We start from the raw sequence: 23,199 nt of genomic DNA on the forward strand, positions 1-23,199 counted from the left end.
AACAGTATCCAAAAAACACCCTACTTCTTTAATATGTCAAAGACGTAGCAATGATTAATCCTATCGAAATGGATAAAAATAGTAAAAAAACATAAATTTGGAGGATTATGAAAAAAGTTATAAATTGAAATATCGATTAAATGATGAACGTAATCATTGTCCAGCTATTTATCATTCTTCGTTTTCAGATGTTTTTGGACAAGCTGAGAGTTATACACATGTAACACTTAAGGTAAGTGAATATAATGAGTATAGTGTGTCACCATTAATTTATATATGAATGAAGACCGCTCCGCTTTTCCTGGTTAGGACTAAAGCGCAGGCTCCTTGATCCGCTTTGAGTTAAATAAACGCAATGAATAGAAAAGTTCTTTGTTCTTTGTCTTCAATTCATTTGAGTCTAATGAACTTGAGAGGGCTAGGCGCAACGCTAAAGCAGCACTGTATGCTGCTTTTTAACCATATATGACTTGTGACACGTATAAAACGATCGGTAATGTAATGACACTCAAAACTGTACTAAACAATGTTGCTGATGAAACAAACTGTGGTTCTGTGTCATATTTTAAGGCATACATTGTTGTATTTGCAGCTGTAGGCATTGCCGATAAAACAATCATGATTTGCTTTAATAAATCATCAATGGGCAAAATAAGTGTAAATGCAAATGCAATAACAGGTGATAAAAACAATCGAATTCCTAAAGATAATGATAATGGGGCTAAATCCAGTTTTTTAACTGATATTTTCGCTAACTGCATACCAAGAATAATCATAATCGTCGGTACTGCTGCATTCCCCACCATTGAAATCGCTTCCATAAATGTTCCTTCAATAGATATTGGAGAAAAATGAAAAGCAATACCAAGCAGGGCTCCGTAAACAATTGGGACTTTCACAAATTCTTTAAGCGCAATTTTTACTCCCCCACCATTTGGTGATCCTTTTGCTGCATAATATATCCCAACGGTACACATTAATAATTGTTGAATAACCATTAAGATGACCGCATATCGCAAACCCGATTCTCCGAAAGCAAAGAAAATCAGTGGCGTTCCATAGTTTCCGTTGTTCATAAAAGCACTGGCAAGAATCATTCCACATGTCTTTTTCAGCGAATAGCGCTTCAAAAAGGCGATTCCATAGATGACTAAAATCAAACAAAATGCTAACCCAATTGTATAAATTGCCATCATAAGATAATCAAATGAAAAGTCTGTAATATAAAAAGTCTCAAAAGCAAGAAAGGGTAGCATCAAGTAAATAGCCATCATAGATAATGGCTTAGTATCAAATTTAAGTAACTTTTCCCCTACGAAGCCTATGCCAAAAATAAAAAATATCGGGACTAAAACCACTACAAATTCCATTTTCTCACCTTTTCTACTAAAATATGTATAAATTAATATAGCACATGTAACTTAAGATATTCGGGTGAATAAAAGATAATGAGGGTTATACTCCCCTTATCTGAACACCGTTTTCCTGAAGAGTATTGTATATCAATCGGGCAAATGAAGCTGCATATTCACCATCTCCATGAATACAAATCGTATCTGCCTTTATCGATACTTTTTCTCCATTCGTAGTAACCACTTTTTGCTCAAGAACCATGGTTAAAACCTGTTTCATAGCCAATTCATCTTTTTTAATTAATGCATTTTTTTCTACACGAGGTGTCAGCATTCCGTTTTTTTGATATGTTCGATCTGCAAATACCTCACTCGCTGTTCGTAATCCTAGTTTTTCACCTGCTCTAATTAATTCACTTCCAGAAAGTCCATATAAAATCAGCTCTGGATTTACTTTATATACTGCCTCTGCTATCGCCTCGGCAAGCTTCCTATCTAGAGCAGCCATATTGTAAAGAGCACCATGTGGTTTTACATGATGTAAAGTCCCACCCTCTATCGTAACAAAACCTGATAGTGCACCAAGCTGATACACGACTAAGTCAAATGCCTCCTCGGGTGAAATCGAAATATTTCGTCTTCCGAATCCTTTTACATCTTCAAAGCCGGGATGTGCTCCTATTTTAACAGAATGTTTTTGTGCCAGTTTCACTGTTTTTCTCATTGTTGCTGGATCACCTGCATGAAAACCACAGGCGATATTTGCCGAACTTATAAAATGAATAATTTCTTCATCCACGCCTATTTTATATGCTCCAAAGCTTTCACCCATATCACAATTTATATCTATTTTCATTTATTAGACCTCCTTATAGCTAAAGCTATTCCTATTTTTAACTGCTTAATCTCTTTTTCTCTTTGTATAAGTAAATGCTGAGCCTCTAATACTGAGACTTCCTTAAACCTAACGAGACCACCCGGCATCACCTGTGACATCAAAGGTATATCCACACTTATGACATACCCGATTTTAGGGTAACCGCCAATTGTTTGGTGATCAGACATTAAAACAATCGGTTGCCCATCATTCGGCACCTGAATTGTGCCTATTGGCACAGCCTCAGAGAGAAGGTTATGTTGTGATGTAACATTAAGTTTTGCTCCTGATAATCGATAACCCATTCGATCTGATTGTGGTGTAACTTTGTAAGTCTCTGTTAGAAATTCTTCTTGAGATATTGAAGTAAACATTGAAAATTGTGGACCTTTTATGATTCTCACAGTTGGATTTTTGTGATTGGTAGATCTCATATGAGTAGGGATCGTCCAATTTACAGACTGAAAAGGAGTTGAATGCTCTTCTCTTCTAAGTGACCCAATTAAGGCCTGTGCGAATAAACTTTCTTTCTTTTTATGGTTAAGACGATCTCCTTCTATCAATGCCCTGCCATGTATCCCACCTATTTTGCCTCTAATATATGTACTCCTGCTATTCATAACCATCGGAACATCAAATCCACCTGCAACTGCAACATAGCTGCGGCATCCCTTTTGGGGACGACCAAATGTTAAACAGCTTCCTTTTTTCACAAGCAGGGGTCTCCATAATGGTACTCGTATATTATCAATTTTTGCTGATAAATCTGCACCACAAATTGAAATGAGATAATCTTGTTCGAATATAAGACTTGGTCCAATGACCGTTAACTCTAATACAGCCTCATCTTCCGAGTTTCCGACCATGATATTGGCCAACCTGGCTGCTGCATCATCCATTACTCCTCCAACGACTACACCATATTGCTGAAATCCTTTTCTCCCCAAATCTTGAATCGTTGTTAAAAGCCCCGGCTCAGTTACCTTTATCGTCATATATGTCTCCTTTCTCCCAGTGTTCAAACGTCTCGGGTGTGATTTGTATAAACCGAACGATATCTCCTGCTTTTAATAAACTTGGCTGTGCCTCTTGCTGGTCAAAAAGTTTAATGGGGGTTTGCCCGATTAATTGCCATCCTCCAGGGCTATCAAGAGGATATATTCCTGTTTGTTCCCCTCCGATCCCAATACTACCTGCAGGAATATTCACTTTTGGTGTATCTTTACGTGGAGTTGCGATTTTTTGCGACATTCCGCCAAGATAGGGAAATCCCGGAGCAAAACCTATCATATAAACTAAATATTCTGTATGAGTATGTATTTCTATCACTTTTTGCTCTGAAAGATTATGATATGCAGCAACATATGATAAATCCGGACCGTATTTCCCTCCATAGCAAACAGGTATTGTTACAATATTTGACGGAATTTCATTTCGTTCATTTTGTTTTGAAAGTTGTTTTTTTAGTATGGTCACAACTTCTTCATATGGTGATACTGATTTCATTTTAATTGGATCATAATAAACCGTTACGCTTGTATATCCCGGAACCACTTCAACCAATCCATCAAAAGAATTTCTTATTAAGTATGAAGAGAAATGGCGAATTTGACTATGTGTCTCTCTGTTTATTTTATCGTTAAATACGATAGTTACAGCATGATCTCCTTGTGGAAAAAATGTCACTTCCTCCATTTTAATTCACACCCTCCCATATCTTCTCGTTATTTATAGTTTACCATTTCTTGCGCGTAAGATTATTTAAAGTATTCTGAAATTCAATATGTGCTATAAAATGTTATTTTAATTGTTTCCTTTTAGGGAAATCTATCCATGAAAAGTGAAGCCCTTTCAAAAAAATACGTAAAAAGCTTTGACATCTGACTAAAAATAATGTAAATTACCAAAGGGACGAACAATTTAAAACGAATTTAGATCAACATTCGTGTTTAGGGGTGTATAACATGGAAAATGTATTTGATTATGAAGATATACAATTAATTCCGGCTAAGTGTGTGGTAAACAGCCGTTCTGAATGTGATACGACAGTAACGTTAGGTGGACATAAATTTAAATTACCAGTCGTACCTGCTAATATGCAGACAATTATTGATGAAAAAATTGCTGTATATTTAGCGGAAAATGGCTATTTTTATATTATGCATCGTTTCCAAGCGGAAACACGCATCTCATTTATTAAAGATATGAACTCACGTGGATTAATCACTTCTATTAGTGTTGGTGTGAAGGACGAAGAATACGATTTTATAACACAATTGGCTGAAGAACAACTTTCACCTGATTTTATTACAATTGATATTGCTCACGGTCATTCAAATGCAGTCATTAATATGATCAAGCATATAAAAGCTCATTTACCAAAAAGCTTCGTCATTGCAGGAAACGTTGGGACTCCTGAAGCTGTTCGTGAACTTGAAAATGCTGGTGCCGATGCTACCAAGGTGGGAATTGGACCTGGTAAAGTATGTATTACGAAAATAAAGACTGGTTTCGGTACTGGTGGCTGGCAACTTGCAGCACTACGCTGGTGTGCAAAAGCGGCCACAAAACCTATTATTGCTGATGGAGGTATTCGTACTCATGGTGATATCGCCAAATCAGTTCGTTTTGGAGCATCAATGGTGATGATCGGGTCATTATTTGCAGGTCATGAGGAATCACCGGGCCAAACGATTGAAAAAGACGGTAAACTTGTAAAAGAGTACTTTGGATCAGCTTCAGAATTCCAAAAAGGTGAAAAGAAAAATGTAGAAGGAAAAAAAATGTACGTGGAGCACAAGGGAGCCCTGCAAGATACACTAACAGAAATGGAACAAGATCTTCAATCTTCTATTTCATATGCGGGCGGAACGAGCATAGAGGCAATTCGACACGTCGATTATGTTGTTGTGAAAAATTCGATCTTTAATGGTGATAAGGTATTCTAATCTTTTTTAGAGGGACTGGTTTAACAGGTCCCTCTTTTACTTGAATCAAATCTTTCTCAATTTCTTCTCATCATTCACTTATTTCTTTAACCCTTCCTACAATACCCGTTTCTAGCATTACCTTTATACCATGAGGATGTACTGCTGAATTTGTTAATATTTTTGAAACTATGCCCTCTGTTAATTTTCCTGATCTTTGGTCCTGCTTTTGTACGACTTTTACTCTTGCACCAATTTTTATATCAGCACGTTTCGTTCCCTGCATACCTTTCCACTTCCTTTTGTTTATACTAGTATAAGAAAACTGCCTCTTTTTCTAGGTATGACTCAATTCACTAAATTCGTATTGCGGCAATCTTACCCGAAATGTCGTTCCATTCTGACTGCTTTCTAGAACAAAAATTTCGCCGCGATGTTCAAAAATCACTTTCCTGACAAACGGGAGACCGATTCCCATTCCTAATTCTTTTGTAGAGATAAATGGATCAAAAATACTTTCCCATCGGTCTTTAACAATCCCATTTCCACTATCAGAAATATCAATAATAATCTTATCGGCAACAATATCTGTTTTTATTGCAATATTACGCTTTGGATTAACGTCATCTATTGCTTCACAGCTATTTTTTATAAGATTAATAAAAACTTGCTTTAAATAAGTAGAGCTTGCAAATGCCTTAAGCGGTTTATATTTTTGTTCAAAGCATATATCTATTTGCTTCTCTTTTCTTAACTCTGCCGTAAAATCAATCGCTTCTTGAATAATTTGATTTAAGTCTGCATCATTAAACTCAACAGCTTTCTTTTTTATGTATTCTGAGTAGTGATGTGTTAATTCTTCAAGTTGACTTGTGCCTAATTGAATCATGCTCACGTGATGTTCACTTTGCTTTGGTAAATCTGCCGTTTCAGCAACCATCTTGGAATAACCTTTTATTATTTGAATATTATTTTTCACTTCGTGAATAAGGCTTGTCGAGAGATTTCCCATATAATCAAGCTTCTTTTGACGCTCTTTCAATAAATTATAATTTATGGTAACAATATTATTCATTTTCACAAAAGAAAAAATAATACTCGATGAAAAAATAATAACTCCAATACTGCTAATGACTGCACCCGTGCCAGGTATAAAGTTCAAAAATCCAGTTAGTAATAAAAACATGGAACAATATGAAAAGGTTCTTAAAAATGCCTTTAAGGATGCATTTTGAATCCCTCTACAAATAATTACGACAATGATGAGTAACAAAAGGACTGTACCAGTGTGTAAAAGGTACAGAAAATGATAATCTCCGTAATCAGGAAAATAAAGGCTAGTATTTGGGTCAGCAATTTGAACAACCCTTAGCCCCTCAATTCCCCATTTTGTCCAGGTAATTGCATAAATTCCCACACTCCAAACAACTAAACCCCAAAATATTTTCAGTTTAAAAAAAGATTGAAAAAAATTATATCCTGTTTTATTTTTTATATTCGGTGTGTGCTTGTTAAGCAAAAGATAAATTAAATAGAATATAACAGGTACAACACCAGTTGTGCCAATTCGAAAAAAACGGAATAAATTCAAAATCCATTCCTCCGGGATAATCCCTTTTAAATAAAGAACCCCGATATCCAATTGCCACAATGTAACAGAACACATAAATAACAACAAAGCTATTCCCAGTTGTGATCCTTTATATATCCTTGTTACATTCACTGCCAGAACTAATGGCAGCAATCCAATTGTAATTATTAATAATGACGTTATCACGTTGTCTCTTCCTTTTTGTACCTTTTAATGTATGCCGAAGCATTGTTGCCGCCATATCCATGATTTGTGATGGCTACTTCGTTTATTCGTTTAAAAATTGGCTCCATAACAATGTTCATCTCTTCATACCCACTTTTATCTGTACGAATAGTTGGCGGTATAAAATTGTTATTAATGCTTAATAGAGATGAAATAACCTGAATGATCCCAATAGCCCCAAAAGGATTGCCAATCATACTTTTTATTGATGTAAAAGGTACAGTATGATTAAACAATTCTTTTGAGACTTTTTTTCAATTCTATCATTTATTTGAATACCTAGAGCTTGGCTATTGACATAATCAGGTACCCTATTATTAACAGCTTCTCTTAAGGCCTTTATCATTTTATCACCTGATGCATCTAAAGAATAGATATGTACACCATCATTATTTGACACGATGTTGTCTATTTCCCCGAAAATATACGCGCCTCTTTGCAACGCATCAGAATCCCGTTCCAATACAATGACTCCAGCTCCTTCCGCCATCGCAAAACCTTTACTACAAGATTGAAAAGGAACAGCACCCTCTTCTAAACTCTGATTGATCGGCAGAACCTTTGTTTTGGAAAATGAATAAAACGCTGCTTTGCTTATTGGGCTGTCAACTCCACCAACAATCGCTATATCAATTAACCCGCTTTTTAAATAAACAATTGCGTCCTGAATAGCTTCCAGGCTTGATGTACATCCAGTTGAAATTGTCTTGGTGACATCATTTCCACCTAAAAAATAAGATATCGACGAGGTAATACTATGATAGTTTCCTATGTGCCCAAAAGTTATCGGTATTTCTCTTTCATTATGTTGATTGGCATTCAATAAAGCCCGTTGGAAATCATAATCTCCTATATTTCCTACAGAAATACCAAAAAATACACCAACTTTCTTTTTTTCAGTATTACCTAATTTTGCATAAGTTAGTGCTTCCTTTCCTGCAGCTATCCCTAACAGAGCTGTACGGGGTAATCTTTTATAGAGCTTATCTTTAGATGGTTGCAACGTTTGATTGTCTATTAAACCAACAATGGTGGATCTATGATTTCCACTTAAATTTGTTACTACCTCCAGACAACAAGTTCCATTCTTTAAATGATGAAGAAATTGATCGATATTTGCAGTATTTGGTGCTTTTATTCCATATCCTGTCACAACCATCTCACTCATACTCTACCAACCTTTTAATCGTACTATTTTCCTATTATTATATAAGAAAAAGGAACGAAATCATAATAGAAGGTAAGGTTTGTGGAAATCTTAATTTTTTTATGAGGAAGAGTGAAAAGAATAATAAACAGGTACCTTCAACTTGAAAACTGGGTAAGATTGGTATATGATAGGGGAAAGAACGTATACTAATAGACGATTGGTGCTCTAACACCAACCGCCCTTATAAGCTTTAGTTACTCCGCATTGTAAAGATGCGGTGGCTGAGGCAAGTAGAACACAGACTAGCTCCACTCCCCTCATCGCCAAATGTCAGGGTGGGCTAGTCGTTTTTATTATTCCCGCTATTTCTTGTTGCGACAATAATCGAAACGACCAAAGCAGCAAAAGCAATCATTGTATCCAATTCATCTCTTGTGATATACACGGCACCACCACCGATCCGCCTCGGGAGTACCACCGCTGCCCATACCCAGCATTGTAACTTTCTAAATTATACCATATTAAACTCAATAACCTCTTATCAACCCATTTATTACTCAAAATCACATCTTTTGTCTTAGTTTCAGGATCGAATAAAATGCAAATGCCATCTTATAAAGAAAAACGCTGCTAGATAATATACTGCTGAATACCATATGTTCCATTCAAAGTAATGGATAAAATCTGTATAAACCAATAAACTTTCAAATAAAAGAGAAAAAATTAACCAATACACACAATATACAATAAAGCGTTTCATTGTCTTTGGCATAAAATTCAAAAAAATAATGCCATATGATGCACCTAATGTAAGTTCAATAATATGGACACTAAGCTGGACACCATCACCATTTAATTCATACAACCTAAAGTATAAACTGAGGACAATATCTGAACTTAAGTTAATGAGTGCCACAACAAACCATGAAATATAAATTTCTTTTTTCGTTAAATGTTTTGGCATAAAACGGATAATAACAAGATTAATAAATAGAGAAAGATACGGTAGAAGCCACCACATTTTCATCACCAACTTTAATCATACTTTTACAATTATGATCATCCCCTTATTAAAATATAGGTATCTCCCAAAAAAATCTTCTAAGGGTTATCCTTAGAAGATTTTTTGTTATCGTATTTGTCCTGAACCGTAAATATAGAATTTACTTGATGTTAATGCTTGTAATCCCATTGGACCTCTAGCATGTAATTTTTGCGTGCTGATTCCAATCTCAGCACCATAACCAAACTCAGACCCATCTGTAAAACGAGTTGAAGCATTATGGTATACAGCTGCAGCATCTATCTTATTCAAAAATAATGTAGCATTCTGTTCATTTTCAGTTACAATGGCTTCAGAGTGATTTGTACCATATGTGTTGATATGCTGAATAGCTTCATGAACATCCTTTATTACTTTCACACTTACCGATAAAGCAAGATATTCAGTATACCAATCTTCCTCAGTAGCTAACTTAGCCTTTTCAAACACATTCACCACTTTATCATCTCCGAAGATCTCAACATGATGTTCATCTAATTTTTCAAGTAAACTTTTCCCGTATTGTGAAAACCAATTTTCTTCTACTAAAATAGTCTCAATTGCATTACATACAGAGGGACGCTGTGTTTTGCCGTTTATGACAATATTTTCGGCCATTTGATCATCAGCAGTTTCATCAATAAATATATGGCAGTTTCCAGCACCAGTTTCCAGGACCGGAACTGACGCTTCCCTTACAACAGTATCAATTAAATTCTTTCCACCGCGTGGGATTAGTACATCTAAATACTCCTTAAGATGAAAGAGCTCCTTCGCAGTTTCTCTGCTTGTATCTTCTATTAATTGAACGGCATTGACCGGCACAGAACTGTTCTCAAGTGCTTGATGAATTGATTGAATAAGAGCTTGATTTGAAAATCTCGCAGAAGAGCTTCCTCTTAAAATGACCGCATTTCCTGTTTTCAAAGCAAGTGTTGCTGCATCTACTGTTACATTTGGACGTGCTTCGTAAATCATTCCGATTACACCGATCGGTACTCTTTTTTCTTGATAAGCAGTCCATTTTCTTTTTCAATTGTCTCAATTGTTTCTCCAATAGGATCTTTGAGATCAATTAATAAACGAATTGCCTCTGCTATATCATGTATTCTCTTTTCGTTTAGCATAATTCGATCTAGGACACTGTCAGTTAGACCATTTTTCTTTCCTGCTTCTAAATCTTTTTTGTTCTCTTCAATGATCCTATCTTGGTCAACCAAAAGCTGATCTACTATCTTAGCTAATGCCTCATTTTTTTCTTCGGTAGAGATATCTACCAATGAAAAACTTGCTTTCTTTGCTGCTTTTCCTTTTGCAAGTACCTCACTCATCTTTTTTCCTCCTCTACGCTTTTACCCATTTATTTCGATGTATCACAACAATTGATGATATAACATCATCTTTGTATAACTCTTCACTTCTTTTTCCCATTGCATCCTTTAATTCTTCTGATGAAAAAAGCACTTCACCTTTACCAAGTAAACCTTGTGGCCCTACTACTTCTACAACGTCATTTTTTTCAAATGTACCTTTAATGTCATAAACTCCGGCTGGAAGAAGGCTTTTTCCTTTATACACAAGGGCATCTTCAGCTCCTTTATCAACATAAATAGTACCTGATATTTCCGAATGGAGCGCAATCCATTGACGACTGTTATTTACACCTTGAAGTCCTTCATTCCCTATATATGTGCCATCTCCATTGCCAAGCATAATGTCCACTAGCTTATTTCTGCCTTTGCCAAGACCTATAAACACTTGTACTCCTAATGATAGTGCTGTTTTAGCAGCCATTAACTTGGACTTCATTCCGCCTGTACCGACCTTTGAACCAGATCCTCCAGCAACCTCCAGCATGTCTTCTGTCACATTTGGAAGAAAATTGATTCTTTTTGCCAATGGATTTTTATTTGGATTTGAATCATAAAGTCCGTTTATATCAGTTAAAATAATGAGCTGATCCGCATGAACAAGTCCACTAACAAGTGCTGAGAGCATATCATTATCACCAAAAGTAAGCTCCTCAACAGAAACAGTATCGTTTTCATTAATAATCGGTAATATTCCACGCTCTAATAATTCTGTTACAGTTGCATAGGCATTTTTATAACGATCTTGTTTTGAAAAGTCATTTCGAGTAAGCAGTATTTGAGCAGGAACAATTTGATGATAGCTGAATTGTTCAATATAAGATTGAACCAACAAGCTTTGCCCCACTGCTGCTGCTGCTTGCTTTCCTTTTAAGGTGATCGGTCGGGAAGGATAACCTAAACGGGCAAATCCAGCAGCTACCGCACCTGATGATACAAGTAATACTTCATGTCCCGCCTCTCTAAGTGCCGCAACAGCTTCAACATGATCTGTGAATTTTTCCTGATCAATTTGTCCTTTTGCATTTGTTAAGGAGCTGCTCCCAATTTTGACAACAATTCGCTTCTTATCCATATCTTCTTCCTCCATTTGAAGTTGCAAGCAATAACAAAAGCGCAAGCGCCTTGATCAGCCTCGGGCAAATAAGACGCAAATGAATAGACGACGTTCTTTGTCTTCAATTCATTTGTGGCGACCCTAGAGGGGCTAGGCGCTGGAGCTGGATGTCTCACACTTACCAACAGTTCAAAGACTTTTATAGTTTCCTAAGCAATAAAAAAGCTCCCACCATCCTTAATAAAATAAGGACGAAAGGAGCTTAGCTTCCGTGGTACCACCTTGATTGGATATAAAGTAATATACATTCACATCCCACTTTACCCTTTTTAACGCCAGGGGTGCGCCTATGTTTTCATAGGACTCAAGAGGTAGGTTCAACGGGCTTTTAATATGAAGTCTTTCAGCTTATAAACTTCACTCTCTGTGATAAAAGGTACCGTATACTAGTCCTCTATAAATACGTTCACTGTGATTTTTATTTATTATGCCGAGTATTTCACCGACTGTCAAGACTGATTATGCAATTATTTTTCATTTGTCCCCAGCTTAATTTTGTTCCATTTTCCATACTTATAATAGCCAAATGCAATTACACTGCTAATGACAAAACTAAGACCCATTCCAACTGCAATCCCTTGTTCTCCGAGCCATTTTGAACATAAATACGACAATGGATATCTAAGAATCCAAAAAGAAATAACATTTAAAATTAATACCTGAAACATAGCACCAGCTGCGCGAACTATTCCATTTAAAATAAAATTAATTCCGAGAAATGGATAGAAAAAAGCTATGACGATTAAATAATCAGTGCCGAATTGTACGGCTTCTTTTTCACCTATGAAAAGTCTTATTCCCCATTCAGCAAAGAGAACCACAACCGTGCTTATCAGAATCATAATCATTAAATTAAATATCACACCAAACTTTGCAATATCATGGACACGCTTCCACTGGTTTGCCCCAATATTTTGTCCTGCCATACTATTAACTGCTGTCCCGAGAGCCATAGCAGGTAGCATAATCAGACTATCAAGCCTCTGGGCTGCACCAAATCCGGCTACAACATCATTGCCAAAGGAGTTGACTACACTCATAATGGCCATTACACCTGCCGAGATGACAGTCATTTGTAATCCTGAAGGCAATCCGAGCTTCATAATTGTTGCCACTTCATCCCCGGAAGGCAACTTTGGTTTTATAAAAGGAACTAATTTTCTTCTTAAAGTATCCCAAACTCCATAGAGAAAGGAAATTCCCTGAGAAAGAATCGTTGCATAGGCAGCGCCGGCAATACCGAGCTCGAACACGTAAATGAATAACGGGTCTAAAAGTGCATTTAAGACTACTGCAATCATGACATAGCGGATCGGTGTCTTGCTATCACCAAGTGCTCTAAGCACAGTGCTAATAAAGTTATAGCCAAATAAAAAAAGAATTCCTATAAAATTAATTTGTAAATAATCCGCAGCATCCGGGATCATTGTTGCAGGAGTTGCCATCCATATTAATATCTGCTCTGATAAAAAATACCCTGCTATCCCTAAAAACACAGATAAGACAGTTAACACGACAACAAAGGCATTTAGATAGTTTTTTAGCCCTGTTTCATTTTGTTTACCCTTTTGCTGAGATAAGATTGTAAGAGTCGCATTATTAATTCCGATGATGAACGATAAAATTGTAAAAATGACCGTACTTGAAACAGCAATTGCTCCTAAAGCATTAGCACCTAACAAGTTTCCTACCCATAAGCTATCAATAAATTGATAAGAGATCTGAAGCAGATTTGTTAGCATAATGGGAAGGGAAAACGTCCACACCTGCTTCATGATGCTTCCACTTGTAAAATCTTGTTTCATCTTGTAACTTCCTCTCATGTTGAACCAATGGTTCAACATTTTGTTGCTATTATGTTAACACAGCCTGTAATGATCATGCACAAGGTATGTATCCTCATAAAAAAAAGGATCGTTTCGATCCTTTTTTAGTCTGCTTGGAACGTATTTACGTTCTACTGCTTTATCTTCGATTCCTAGAACTTATCAACGATTTTGGAGATTTATTTTCGATTCTAGATATTTATCAACGATTTTCAACATATATCTTCGATTAGACTTTTCTCGACAAACTCCGGCTATTTCTCTTTCATTTTATGAATACCGGCTAAATAACTATCGAGTAATAAATGCAAACTTTTATCGAGCTCTATAGGAAGTCCAAATCCTCCCTTTTGTTCCAAGGATGAAAAGCCATGCAGAATACTGCGGAGTCCTCGTACAGCATGAATAACTTCATCGTTTTCCAATCCATATCCTCTTAAGATTCGTACAGTTAAATCTACAATTTTGCCGCCTGCTATTTGAATTTCATGGTCTTCAGGTTCAGCAGCTTGTAAGGTTAACTCATAGATCCCTCGGTGTTCCCGAGCAAAAGCAACATAGGCATCTGCCACTGAATGTACAGCTTCATCTTTTGCTTTTCCAATTGAAGCCTGTGCTAGCCTATCATATAAAATGTCCAAACCATGTACAGCTAACTTTTTCCGAAGTCCTCCTAGTCCTTCAATATGATTGTATAATGAAGGTGGACGTATATTTAATTTTTTAGCTAGTGATGCTAATGTGACAGAAGCTAATCCTTGCTGATCGGCTAATTCAGTTGCTGCTTGTAAAATTGTATGCAAATCCAACCCCATCCTCGGCATTTCCCTCTCACCTCCTACTCTCTTACTCTTATCTTTTGTTCCGCTTCTTTAATCGCTCGAAGGATTGCTTCTTTTGGCTCCACGATCATCTCTCCATGACCTACAGCCAGCAATTTCGGCTCAAGCGCCACTATTTTCTTTACACTCTCAAGAGCCTTTTCTTTACTCCATGTAGCCATTGCCGGAAATGGAAAAAAGGGACGAAGCTGTCCGCTTACCGCAATTCCTCCTCTTGTTTGGATAGCATCTCCGACTATAATGGAATGATCTCTTGTATCGAAAAAAGATATTGAACCAGGCGTATGGCCCGGTGTTGCAATGACTTCAAGAGAGCCTATTTGATCACCTTCCTGTAAGAGCTGATTCGGTTGCAGGTGGATATTTTTAGGAATTCCACCTTTAATAGGTGTTTGCTGCTCATGAGGCTCAAGCTCCACATCCCCTTTTAATAATCTGCTGTCTCTCCTCGAAATGGAAATTGGTATATCCGGGAAAGCTTTATTCAACTCAACAAGCGAGCCAACATGATCACCGTGGGCATGAGTAATCAGGATATGTTTTAATGGTTTACCAATTTCATTTATGACCTTTACGATTCCTTTGTAACTATTTGAGATTCCAGTATCAATAAGTGTGATGCTAGCTTGTTCTTCAACAATATAGCAATTAACTGGAAAAAAACCCGGCAAAAAGATTAATTGATATATATTCCTATCCCTTACAATTTTCATCTTTAACCCCCTAAATCATTATTAGTTTTAATACTAACGATATTAGTTTTAATATAAACTAATTACAATAGTTTTCACAAGCCCTTTTTTTAAAAAGGTGCATCATAATAACGTGATACACCTCCACATGATTGATTATTTAACCATTGTTACCCTTTTTATTTCTTTATTTCACATGACTTTCTTTCAATAAATTTTGTAGGGATCGTTATCCTCTTAGGTAACGTGTTTGGCATTTTTATCTTCTCAATTAAACAATTTGTTGCTTCATAACCTAGTTGATAGATACATATATCAACAGATGTGATCGGAGGTTTGGAGTGTTCCGATAACATAAGGTTATTAAAGCTGACAATTGAGATATCTTCCGGCACACGAATGCTTATTTCCTCAAGGTAACTAATCATTTCATAAGCAATTAAATCATCCTGTGTTACAAGGGCAGTTGGTGGTGATGGTAACGACATAAGAGAGTGAAGGGCTTCTCTTCCATTTTCCTTAATGTATTCCTCATGAACCATATACTTTTCATTAAATGGAATATTTGCCTCTTCTAATGCAAGCTTGTAGCCATTTAGTCGATCAATTGTCACAACAAAATTAAGACTTCCGCCAACAAACGCAATGTTGTGGTGACCAAGATTGATAAGATAATTTGTCACTTGTTTGGTACTGTAAATATTATCATTATCAACAAAAGAAATGCGTTCTTCATTTTCATATGGTCTTCCAACTACGACGAATGGAAAATTCGATTGCTGTAAGAAGTTCATCGTCTTGTCATTCACCCGAGAATATAAAAGTACCACACCATCTACCCTTCTACCCTGTACCATTGAAGTTACTTCATTATATATTTCATCCTCTGTTGAACCTGTCGAAAGATATATACCATACTTATTAGCATGTGCACTCGTACTAATCCCTCTTAATACCTCCGGGAAGAAGGGGTTTTGAAATGCATGAAAGGCAGAGTTCGGCATGATGACACCAATTGCTTGTGTACTTTTCGCTGCTAAGCTGCGAGCTTGAAAGTTTGGGTGATATCCCAATTCTTCCATTACTTCACGAACTCTTTTCTTTGTTTTTTCACTGATACGCGGACTATTTGCAATAACTCTTGACACTGTTGAAGGTGCTACATTTGCTTTTTTTGCAACATCTTTTATTGTAACGATCATTGTTGCCTCCTTACTAATTGCAGGCGTTTTTTATTTAACGGAATATCCGTATATTCACACCATATCTCGCTTCTATCATAATACGTAAAGAAGGATTATGGGAACGCCTTCGGTAAATAAGTTGTATAAAAAGGTGTATTTTTAAAAATTGTTACCTTCTTTTCAAGTTATTTTACCGAACCTTCAGAAATTCCTCCTATGGAAAAGGAAGATTGATAGATTTTAATACTTGCAAAACTTTAAAGAAAATAAACTGCCAAATGAAATCTAAGAGATTAATTCACTATTGAGGTTAGGTATATTTTTATTACCCAACAAAAAAGTGCAGACTAAAAAATAAAAGGGACCCTCATTGGCCCCTTAAAAATGATCCAGATTATACATCCATTTTAGGAGGTTCCTCTAACCAGCCATTTGAAATCATAATCGAAACTCCTTCTCTCATGTACTCATATGTATCTTTACCAAAAATTCCAAATTTCAAGTTTAGATCTCTACGCATACTAAATCCCGTACCGAAGCCTTCTCCACCAATACTGAAGTTACTTAAAAGATATGCACAATACATCATAAGCTTATCTGAAAAAGGGGCAACAGATGAATTGGTTGTTGTTCCCCCAGTTGGAATGTTAGGCTGGATATCATTTTGTAGAAGTATTTTTTCTGTTTCTGATATCATTTCTTTCGAAAGTTCCTTCCCTTTTAAGAAGTATTTCTTCACTTCTTCATCCTTTGCACATTGAGAAAATCCATCCATCAGTTTCATCCCGATCACATTTGTTTCGATGCCGTGATATAAGAAACCAAACTCCACAACAGTCAATTGCCTTTTCTCTCCAAATAAATGTGATCCTTTAAGGTAACTCTTATCTGTTACAAAACTAGTTGTTTTAGGTAAATTCACTATAATCGGTTTTTGAAGAATCCCTTCCTCCAAAAGAAATTCTGTAAAGTGCGCAAAATAGATTTGGGAAAGATCACTAAGCTCCTTATAAAGCTTTATAAGGTCCTTTCGATATGACAATATAATGTGGAGCGTGTACATCCCTAAACTAATCTCCTTTAAAATGCGGCTAAACATAATATCAAAACCCTCACGAAACAATGCAGGTGCATCTAAATTGATATCCTCACTTGAAAATGCTACGGGTACAACTGTCCCTTCCTTTTGAATGAGTTCTTTTATTTCTTCTACTTTTGAATTCAGTTTTCCATGTAAGCCTGTTAATAGTTGTTTTGCTTTTTTATTATCTGATGTATGTATAAAATGTTCCAAGAATCTTAAGATCATTGTTTTTTTATGATATGTCACCCATAACGCACCAAATTCAGATGCACCAATTTTTGATTTATTGTTCATAACAAACCTCCTATATGCAGACATTAAGAATAGTTTGCAATTGCATTTACATAAATATGCAGATTATTTCCAGCCTTCAGAAATCAAGTTACTAACAAGAAAGGTTCAATCGCCTAATGATAGGGAATAGTAAGAAAAACAGATATAGGAGGAGTAATTCATGTCACAGCGTCCAGATTACATAAAATGTACATGCTTAAACGAATACGATCCACTTAAAAAGGTAGTGCTTTGTCCACCAGATTATATGACAATTAAAGAACCCATTAATGAAACTCAAAAACAATTTTTGAAAGAAAATATTGATACAGAGTTAGCTAAAAAACAGCACCAGGCGTTGGTCCAAACTTTACGAGATCTCGGAATCGAGGTTCATTTACTAACCCCTCATCAAAAATTCCCTGAGCAGGTGTTTACCCGTGACATTGGATTTACATTAGGACAACAAGTTTTTGTTGCCGATATGGCACATGATTTACGTGTTGGGGAAGAAAAAGAATTTATTACTTATCTTGAGAAAGAAGAAATTACTTACACAAATCTCATTGGAGATATGATTGAAGGTGGAGATGTATTTATTGATAGAAACACTATTTTTGTTGGAGTTAGTAACCGAACAAATGTAGACGCAATTCAGCATTTGCAGACCCTTTTGCCAACGTACGAAGTAATCGCTATTCCTTTTACAGATAAATACTTACATCTTGATTGTGTGTTCAATATTATTTCTCCAAATGAGGCGTTGATTTTCCCTGGTGAAATGAGCAAAGAAAAGCATCAATTACTTGCTTCACGATATGATCTTATTGAAGTTTCAGAGGAAGAGCAAGCTACATTAGGAACCAATATTTTATCAATTGGTAACAAGCGGATATTAAGCTTGCCAATTAATCATGGGGTGAACAAAAAACTTGAAGAGCGGGGATATGAAATCATTGAAGTGGATATAACGGAAATTATTAAATCAGGTGGAGCATTTAGATGCTGTACATTACCATTGTTAAGAGGGTAAAAGTTTAGGGCAGTCTTTTATTGACTGCCCCTTTTTCATCATCATTAGAAATCAAAATGATCCGGATCCGGACCAACTCGCTTATTCTCATTTAAGGAATCTATCTTTTCCATATCCTCTTTTGTTAATTCAAAATCAAAAATGGATGCATTTTCAATGATTCTGTGTTCTTTTGTAGATTTCGGAATGGTGATCACACCGTTTTGAAGATCCCAACGTAATATAATTTGTGCAATTGTTTTTTGATATTTAAATGAAATACTCTGTAAAGTATCGTTCTCCAACAACTCACCTTGCATTAATGGTGACCAAGCTTCAAGCTGAATGTCATGTTTTTGACAATATTCTTGAAGCTCCTTTTGAGTTAAACGCGGGTGGTACTCTACTTGATTAATCATCGGTTTAATTTCAGCGCTCATCATCAAATCTTCAAGATGATGAATTTGGAAATTACTAACACCGATTGCTTTTACTTTTCCTTGTTTATAAAGAGTTTCTAACGCTCTCCATGCATCTTTGTATTTACCTTCAACGGGCCAGTGAATAAGATATAAATCCAAATACTCCAAGCCTAGTTTTTGTAAGCTACTTTCAAATGCTTTTAATGTTAATTCATACCCAAGGTCAGCATTCCAAACCTTAGAAGTTATAAATAAATCCTGTCTAGAAATTTTTGCTTCTTTCAACCCTTCTCTAATACCTTCTCCAACACCCTCTTCATTCCCGTAAATAGCTGCAGTATCAATGCTTCGATACCCATGCTTAATAGCAGCTTTTAATGCATTCACCAATTCTGGACCTTCTTCTACTTTAAACACACCGATTCCAAACCAAGGCATTTTTACTCCATTATGCAAAGCTGTTGTTTCTTGTAAACCATTTATCATGAAAACATCCTCCATTTAAATTATTTATACCCCCACCCACTCCACCCGTAAAAATGTGTCAATCTTGTTTTTCCAACAAACGACTCCATCCTGTTAAGACAACAGCACCCATAACCATGAGTCCGCCAATCCATGCCGTATGAATTAACCCAATGGAATCCGTGATGATTCCTCCTATATAAGATCCAATCGCAATACCGGCATTAAATGCTGCAATATTAATCGCTGATGCCACATCTACTGCACTTGGAACAAATTTCTCCGCAAGTGTGACAACATGCACTTGTAAACCTGGTACATTCATAAAAGCAAGAAGTCCCATAAAAATAATCGTGATTAATCCGGCTATTTTGAATGGGGCAGTAAATGTAAGAACAATAAGAATAATGGCCTGAATAATAAACATATAAAACAATGCCTTAAGGGGATTTTGATTTGCGAGTTTTCCTCCTATGACATTCCCGATTGCAATGGCAATTCCATAAACAAGCAAGATGATCGCCACAACACCCTCTTTAAACCCTGTCACATGTTGAAGCAATGGTGAAAGATAAGTAAAAACAACAAATGTTCCTCCATAACCTAAGGCCGTTATCATGAATAAAAGTAAAAGACGGCCATTTGAAAGAAGCTTGAATTGGTCTTTGAAAGTTGTTCTTGCTCCTTTTGGTAAATCAGACGGAACAAGGATACTATTAGCAATAAGAGCAATTATTCCAACAACAATGATCGCAAGAAAGGCAGCTCTCCATCCAAATTGCTGACCAATAAATGTTCCAAGCGGTACTCCTGTCACAGTTGCTACAGTAAGACCTGTAAACATGATTGAAATGGCACTAGCCCGTTTATTCTCGGGTACCAAATTAGCTGCAATCGTTGAACCAATTGACATAAAAACGCCATGAGAAAAAGCAGAAAGAACTCGGGCAAAAAGCAAAATTCCTACACTAGTCGAACTTGCAGCCAGGGAATTACCAACAATAAAAACAATCATAATTAAAAGCAGTAACGTTTTTCGTGACATACTAGAAGTTAAAGATGTAAGGATTGGAGCCCCAAACGTAACTCCTAATGCGTATAAAGATACAGTTAAACCAGCTGTTGTGACAGGTATGTGCAAATCCTCTGAAATAAGCGGCAATAGTCCTACACTTATAAATTCAGTTGTTCCTATAGCAAAAGCACTAACCGCTAAAGCAAGCAGCGCGAATATGCTTCTTTTTTTATCTAAAGACATTTTGTCTCCTCCTAAAATAGATACTATTGTATGATTCACCTTCTGCATGCAGACGATAAAATAAATGGTGAAAATCGATCGGCAAATGTTATTATGATATATACAATTCAAATTGAGAAGAACGCACTTTTAAGTACGATAGGTACCAAGAAGTGATATAGGAACTTTTTTGTACCTATCATATGTGGAGGAAACTATGCAAAAGAAAAAATACAATATTGCGGTTGAAGCTACTTTAGAAGTAATCGGTGGAAAATGGAAATGTGTTATCTTGTGTCACCTTACTCACGGAAAAAAACGAACAAGTGAATTAAAACGATTAATGCCTAATATCACTCAAAAAATGTTAACTCAACAATTACGCGAATTAGAGGAAGACGGTGTTATTAATCGTATTGTTTATCATGAAATTCCACCTAAAGTAGAATATGAATTAAGTAAATACGGTAAAAGTCTTGAACATATTTTAGATGCCTTATGTGCTTGGGGAGAAAGTCATTTAACACAAGTATATGGAGATAAAAATGAGGTATTAGAAGAGAGTATCCTTAATACTAAATAAAAAATCCCAAGCTTAAAAAAGCTTGGGACTTCATATAAAGACCGCTCCATATCCCATCGCAGCCACAATAACTAAAGCTGGATGGACCTTTAATTTTTCTAATAAGAAAAAACTAGCCACAACAAGGAACAAGGTTTGCCAAATTCCTGTATCCTGATAAGAAGTGAAGAAAAAGCCGTATGCCATTACCCCAAGTAAAACTGCGATTGTTGGACGAATAAAAGTTGTCATTCGTTTTACCTTAGGAGAATCTTTGTATTTATATAAAAACCCCAATAAGACAATCATTAAAATAAGAGAAGGCGCTACTGTAGCAAAAATACCCACTAAGCTACCTAGTATCCCCCCTGTTCGTAGCCAATATAGCCGGCCATCTTTGTTGCAATAGGACCCGGCAAGGCATTTCCTAATGCAAGTACTTCACTAAATTCATTCACATTCATCCATTCATAGCGATCAACAACTTCATTTTCGATGAGTGGAATCGAAGCTGGACCACCACCATACCCTAATATTCCCGGTATAAAAAAGGCAAGAAATATCTCCCAATAGATCACGAAGCATTTCCCCTCTCTACGTTGCTCTCTTCATCAGGTTTTTTATCTTTTATCATGACAGCAGCAATCAATAATACTACGATTAAAACAGCTGGGTGTAGACCTAAAATCTCCATAAAAAGAAAACTACCACCTATAAATGCAATTGCTTTTATCCAGCCCATTGAGGTTTGTGATTTTTTAAAAAATCCCATGTCAATGTTGCCAGCATAACTCCAACTACAGGTACTACTGCTGCTGTCATTCCTTGGACCCAAGGATAATCCTTTATAGAGGAAATCGTTGTTAATAAGACAATCATTAGAACGATCGTTGGAAGAATAGTGGAGAGTGTAGCATTAATAAGCCCTAATATCCCCCCTACACGATACCCAATATAACCGGCCATTTTTGTTGCAATTGGTCCAGGTAATGTATTTCCAAGCGCTAATACATCAGCAAACTCATCATCATTCATCCACTTATATTTATCGACTACTTCTTTATGAACAAGTGGAATTGATGAAGGTCCTCCACCGTACCCCAACATGCCCACTCGAAAAAATGCTAAAAATAATTGAAGGTGTTTCATTTCTTCTCACCCTTTACATATGATGTCATTTCTCTAAGACACATTCCTGCCAGATACTTATTATCCCCCTCTATCTATATATTGTGCCCTTACAATAGGTATGGATCTAATTACTAATTCATGCGGATTTTTTTCGTTTGTTAATCAATTGTATGATATTAACTTACAAACGAAACTTTTATTTGATTATTTTGATTATATAGGATATCTCCCTTCATTTCTATACATTTTCTGAATAATACTCAAAATAAAAAGAGAATGCCATTGGAATCAATTTACCTGCATTCTCCACTACATACTTCTTTATAATTTCATGCCACTTCTGCTTTTAAAACGTCTAAGTAAAATATGGCTTTCAACCCTAGTGATTCCTTCAAGTGCATATAACTCATTATTGATAAACTTCTCTAAAGCCTCGAAGTCATCAACCAATACATGCATATGTAATGTACTTGGTCCTGTCATTTGATAACAACTGGACACACATGGATTGTCCGCAAGCTTTTGGGCAACATCAACCAAATAAGCTGGTTCACAATCCACTTCAAAAAACGCCGAAACGTTTTTTCCCATTTTTTCCGAATTGATCACAACACTGAATTTTTCAATCACATCATGTTTTATCAGTCGATTTACACGTTCACGAACAGAAACTCTTGATAACTCAAGTTCCTTTCCTATATCTGAATAAGACATCCTGCCATTTATCGTGAGAAGCTCTAGTATTTTTCTATCAATGTGATCTATTTTCACTAAAAACCCATCCTTTAAACATCATATAATTTAAGTATAATGATTCA

The 23,199-nt window shown here is 36.1% G+C and carries 22 protein-coding genes and 3 pseudogenes; 4 read left to right on the forward strand and 21 right to left on the reverse strand.

Going from position 1 to position 23,199, the window contains the following annotated elements; translation table 11 throughout:
- The first annotated feature begins 124 nt into the window (after positions 1 to 124).
- A complete protein-coding gene (locus AC0L8O_RS15410) occupies positions 125 to 280 on the forward strand; it encodes a hypothetical protein (RefSeq protein WP_473443513.1) in 156 nt (51 codons plus the stop codon).
- Between the two features lie 175 nt (positions 281 to 455).
- On the opposite strand, the gene AC0L8O_RS15415 is transcribed toward AC0L8O_RS15410, so the two are convergent.
- The 4 genes from AC0L8O_RS15415 to pxpB all read right to left on the reverse strand — a co-directional run bounded on the left by AC0L8O_RS15415 (position 456) and on the right by pxpB (position 3,924).
- Positions 456 to 1,370 carry an AEC family transporter gene (locus AC0L8O_RS15415; RefSeq protein ID WP_473443515.1) on the reverse strand — a complete coding sequence of 305 codons (915 nt, stop codon included), beginning with the start codon at positions 1,368 to 1,370 and terminating at the stop codon, positions 456 to 458.
- An 85-nt stretch (positions 1,371 to 1,455) separates the two neighbouring features.
- Positions 1,456 to 2,208, reverse strand: a complete 753-nt coding sequence (locus AC0L8O_RS15420; RefSeq protein WP_473443517.1) for a 5-oxoprolinase subunit PxpA — start codon at positions 2,206 to 2,208, stop codon at positions 1,456 to 1,458.
- Positions 2,205 to 3,224, reverse strand: a complete 1,020-nt coding sequence (locus tag AC0L8O_RS15425) for a 5-oxoprolinase subunit C family protein (protein ID WP_473443518.1) — start codon at positions 3,222 to 3,224, stop codon at positions 2,205 to 2,207. Before AC0L8O_RS15425 ends, AC0L8O_RS15420 begins: the two co-directional genes overlap by 4 nt.
- Positions 3,205 to 3,924: a 5-oxoprolinase subunit PxpB gene (gene pxpB, locus AC0L8O_RS15430; protein WP_473443520.1), complete on the reverse strand. Its 720-nt coding sequence runs from the start codon at positions 3,922 to 3,924 to the stop codon at positions 3,205 to 3,207. Before pxpB ends, AC0L8O_RS15425 begins: the two co-directional genes overlap by 20 nt.
- Before the next feature lie 269 nt (positions 3,925 to 4,193).
- On the opposite strand from pxpB, the gene guaC reads away from it, so the two are divergent.
- Positions 4,194 to 5,177, forward strand: coding sequence for a GMP reductase (gene guaC / locus AC0L8O_RS15435; protein WP_473443522.1), 984 nt, complete (start codon positions 4,194 to 4,196; stop codon positions 5,175 to 5,177).
- Between the two features lie 70 nt (positions 5,178 to 5,247).
- On the opposite strand, the gene AC0L8O_RS15440 is transcribed toward guaC, so the two are convergent.
- The 12 genes and pseudogenes from AC0L8O_RS15440 to AC0L8O_RS15495 form a co-directional block, all read right to left on the reverse strand.
- Positions 5,248 to 5,442 (reverse strand): YwbE family protein, encoded by a 195-nt coding sequence (locus AC0L8O_RS15440; RefSeq protein WP_473443523.1) that lies wholly within the window; start codon positions 5,440 to 5,442, stop codon positions 5,248 to 5,250.
- A gap of 51 nt (positions 5,443 to 5,493) precedes the next feature.
- Positions 5,494 to 6,933, reverse strand: coding sequence for a sensor histidine kinase (locus tag AC0L8O_RS15445; protein ID WP_473443525.1), 1,440 nt, complete (start codon positions 6,931 to 6,933; stop codon positions 5,494 to 5,496).
- Positions 6,930 to 7,208 (reverse strand): hypothetical protein, encoded by a 279-nt coding sequence (locus tag AC0L8O_RS15450; protein ID WP_473443527.1) that lies wholly within the window; start codon positions 7,206 to 7,208, stop codon positions 6,930 to 6,932. The genes AC0L8O_RS15445 and AC0L8O_RS15450 overlap by 4 nt, the downstream gene beginning before the upstream one ends.
- Positions 7,175 to 8,140, reverse strand: a complete 966-nt coding sequence (locus tag AC0L8O_RS15455; RefSeq protein ID WP_473443529.1) for a beta-ketoacyl synthase N-terminal-like domain-containing protein — start codon at positions 8,138 to 8,140, stop codon at positions 7,175 to 7,177. Before AC0L8O_RS15455 ends, AC0L8O_RS15450 begins: the two co-directional genes overlap by 34 nt.
- Before the next feature lie 565 nt (positions 8,141 to 8,705).
- The gene (locus tag AC0L8O_RS15460; protein WP_473443531.1) at positions 8,706 to 9,143 is read right to left on the reverse strand and encodes a hypothetical protein; all 438 of its coding nucleotides are present in this window, start codon (positions 9,141 to 9,143) and stop codon (positions 8,706 to 8,708) included.
- 108 nt (positions 9,144 to 9,251) lie between these two features.
- Positions 9,252 to 10,495: pseudogene (locus tag AC0L8O_RS15465) on the reverse strand (glutamate-5-semialdehyde dehydrogenase).
- Positions 10,496 to 10,508: 13 nt separating this feature from the next.
- Positions 10,509 to 11,609, reverse strand: a complete 1,101-nt coding sequence (gene proB / locus AC0L8O_RS15470; RefSeq protein ID WP_473443533.1) for a glutamate 5-kinase — start codon at positions 11,607 to 11,609, stop codon at positions 10,509 to 10,511.
- 509 nt (positions 11,610 to 12,118) lie between these two features.
- Positions 12,119 to 13,456: an MATE family efflux transporter gene (locus tag AC0L8O_RS15475; protein ID WP_473443534.1), complete on the reverse strand. Its 1,338-nt coding sequence runs from the start codon at positions 13,454 to 13,456 to the stop codon at positions 12,119 to 12,121.
- 275 nt (positions 13,457 to 13,731) lie between these two features.
- Positions 13,732 to 14,301, reverse strand: coding sequence for a TetR/AcrR family transcriptional regulator (locus AC0L8O_RS15480; protein WP_473443536.1), 570 nt, complete (start codon positions 14,299 to 14,301; stop codon positions 13,732 to 13,734).
- 14 nt (positions 14,302 to 14,315) lie between these two features.
- Positions 14,316 to 15,032: an MBL fold metallo-hydrolase gene (locus tag AC0L8O_RS15485; RefSeq protein ID WP_473443538.1), complete on the reverse strand. Its 717-nt coding sequence runs from the start codon at positions 15,030 to 15,032 to the stop codon at positions 14,316 to 14,318.
- A gap of 158 nt (positions 15,033 to 15,190) precedes the next feature.
- Positions 15,191 to 16,213 (reverse strand): LacI family DNA-binding transcriptional regulator, encoded by a 1,023-nt coding sequence (locus AC0L8O_RS15490; protein WP_473443540.1) that lies wholly within the window; start codon positions 16,211 to 16,213, stop codon positions 15,191 to 15,193.
- Positions 16,214 to 16,589: 376 nt separating this feature from the next.
- Complete coding sequence (locus AC0L8O_RS15495; RefSeq protein WP_473443542.1) at positions 16,590 to 17,573, reverse strand: DUF3231 family protein; 984 nt, start codon at positions 17,571 to 17,573, stop codon at positions 16,590 to 16,592.
- A 160-nt stretch (positions 17,574 to 17,733) separates the two neighbouring features.
- Here AC0L8O_RS15495 and AC0L8O_RS15500 point away from each other — a divergent pair, with 160 nt between their 5' ends.
- On the forward strand, positions 17,734 to 18,585 hold the full coding sequence (locus AC0L8O_RS15500; RefSeq protein WP_473443544.1) for a dimethylarginine dimethylaminohydrolase family protein: 852 nt from the start codon (positions 17,734 to 17,736) through the stop codon (positions 18,583 to 18,585).
- A 44-nt stretch (positions 18,586 to 18,629) separates the two neighbouring features.
- On the opposite strand, the gene AC0L8O_RS15505 is transcribed toward AC0L8O_RS15500, so the two are convergent.
- Together AC0L8O_RS15505 and AC0L8O_RS15510 are read right to left on the reverse strand one after the other, a co-directional pair.
- Positions 18,630 to 19,472: an aldo/keto reductase gene (locus AC0L8O_RS15505; RefSeq protein WP_473443545.1), complete on the reverse strand. Its 843-nt coding sequence runs from the start codon at positions 19,470 to 19,472 to the stop codon at positions 18,630 to 18,632.
- A gap of 58 nt (positions 19,473 to 19,530) precedes the next feature.
- Positions 19,531 to 20,709 (reverse strand): MFS transporter, encoded by a 1,179-nt coding sequence (locus tag AC0L8O_RS15510; RefSeq protein ID WP_473443547.1) that lies wholly within the window; start codon positions 20,707 to 20,709, stop codon positions 19,531 to 19,533.
- Positions 20,710 to 20,905: 196 nt separating this feature from the next.
- On the opposite strand from AC0L8O_RS15510, the gene AC0L8O_RS15515 reads away from it, so the two are divergent.
- Positions 20,906 to 21,271 (forward strand): winged helix-turn-helix transcriptional regulator, encoded by a 366-nt coding sequence (locus AC0L8O_RS15515; protein ID WP_473443549.1) that lies wholly within the window; start codon positions 20,906 to 20,908, stop codon positions 21,269 to 21,271.
- A gap of 30 nt (positions 21,272 to 21,301) precedes the next feature.
- On the opposite strand, the pseudogene AC0L8O_RS15520 reads toward AC0L8O_RS15515, so the two are convergent.
- From AC0L8O_RS15520 to AC0L8O_RS15530, 3 genes and pseudogenes are all read right to left on the reverse strand, one after another.
- Positions 21,302 to 21,828: pseudogene (locus tag AC0L8O_RS15520) on the reverse strand (chromate transporter).
- Positions 21,825 to 22,399: pseudogene (locus AC0L8O_RS15525) on the reverse strand (chromate transporter). The pseudogenes AC0L8O_RS15520 and AC0L8O_RS15525 overlap by 4 nt, the downstream one beginning before the upstream one ends.
- A gap of 303 nt (positions 22,400 to 22,702) precedes the next feature.
- Positions 22,703 to 23,152, reverse strand: a complete 450-nt coding sequence (locus AC0L8O_RS15530) for an Lrp/AsnC family transcriptional regulator (protein ID WP_473443550.1) — start codon at positions 23,150 to 23,152, stop codon at positions 22,703 to 22,705.
- Positions 23,153 to 23,199: the final 47 nt, after the last annotated feature.

This window comes from Metabacillus sp. KJ11-3, from assembly GCF_055808295.1.

Excerpts from the sequence above, each read along its gene's own strand:
- AC0L8O_RS15415 (WP_473443515.1), bottom strand. The coding sequence starts at position 1,370 with ATGGAATTTGTAGTGGTTTTAGTCCCGATATTTTTTATTTTTGGCATA.
- AC0L8O_RS15420 (WP_473443517.1), bottom strand. The coding sequence starts at position 2,208 with ATGAAAATAGATATAAATTGTGATATGGGTGAAAGCTTTGGAGCATAT.
- AC0L8O_RS15425 (WP_473443518.1), bottom strand. The coding sequence starts at position 3,224 with ATGACGATAAAGGTAACTGAGCCGGGGCTTTTAACAACGATTCAAGAT.
- pxpB (WP_473443520.1), bottom strand. The coding sequence starts at position 3,924 with ATGGAGGAAGTGACATTTTTTCCACAAGGAGATCATGCTGTAACTATC.
- guaC (WP_473443522.1), top strand. The coding sequence starts at position 4,194 with ATGGAAAATGTATTTGATTATGAAGATATACAATTAATTCCGGCTAAG.
- AC0L8O_RS15440 (WP_473443523.1), bottom strand. The coding sequence starts at position 5,442 with ATGCAGGGAACGAAACGTGCTGATATAAAAATTGGTGCAAGAGTAAAA.
- AC0L8O_RS15455 (WP_473443529.1), bottom strand. The coding sequence starts at position 8,140 with ATGAGTGAGATGGTTGTGACAGGATATGGAATAAAAGCACCAAATACT.
- AC0L8O_RS15460 (WP_473443531.1), bottom strand. The coding sequence starts at position 9,143 with ATGTGGTGGCTTCTACCGTATCTTTCTCTATTTATTAATCTTGTTATT.
- proB (WP_473443533.1), bottom strand. The coding sequence starts at position 11,609 with ATGGATAAGAAGCGAATTGTTGTCAAAATTGGGAGCAGCTCCTTAACA.
- AC0L8O_RS15475 (WP_473443534.1), bottom strand. The coding sequence starts at position 13,456 with ATGAAACAAGATTTTACAAGTGGAAGCATCATGAAGCAGGTGTGGACG.
- AC0L8O_RS15480 (WP_473443536.1), bottom strand. The coding sequence starts at position 14,301 with ATGCCGAGGATGGGGTTGGATTTGCATACAATTTTACAAGCAGCAACT.
- AC0L8O_RS15485 (WP_473443538.1), bottom strand. The coding sequence starts at position 15,032 with ATGAAAATTGTAAGGGATAGGAATATATATCAATTAATCTTTTTGCCG.
- AC0L8O_RS15490 (WP_473443540.1), bottom strand. The coding sequence starts at position 16,213 with ATGATCGTTACAATAAAAGATGTTGCAAAAAAAGCAAATGTAGCACCT.
- AC0L8O_RS15495 (WP_473443542.1), bottom strand. The coding sequence starts at position 17,573 with ATGAACAATAAATCAAAAATTGGTGCATCTGAATTTGGTGCGTTATGG.
- AC0L8O_RS15500 (WP_473443544.1), top strand. The coding sequence starts at position 17,734 with ATGTCACAGCGTCCAGATTACATAAAATGTACATGCTTAAACGAATAC.
- AC0L8O_RS15505 (WP_473443545.1), bottom strand. The coding sequence starts at position 19,472 with ATGATAAATGGTTTACAAGAAACAACAGCTTTGCATAATGGAGTAAAA.
- AC0L8O_RS15510 (WP_473443547.1), bottom strand. The coding sequence starts at position 20,709 with ATGTCTTTAGATAAAAAAAGAAGCATATTCGCGCTGCTTGCTTTAGCG.
- AC0L8O_RS15515 (WP_473443549.1), top strand. The coding sequence starts at position 20,906 with ATGCAAAAGAAAAAATACAATATTGCGGTTGAAGCTACTTTAGAAGTA.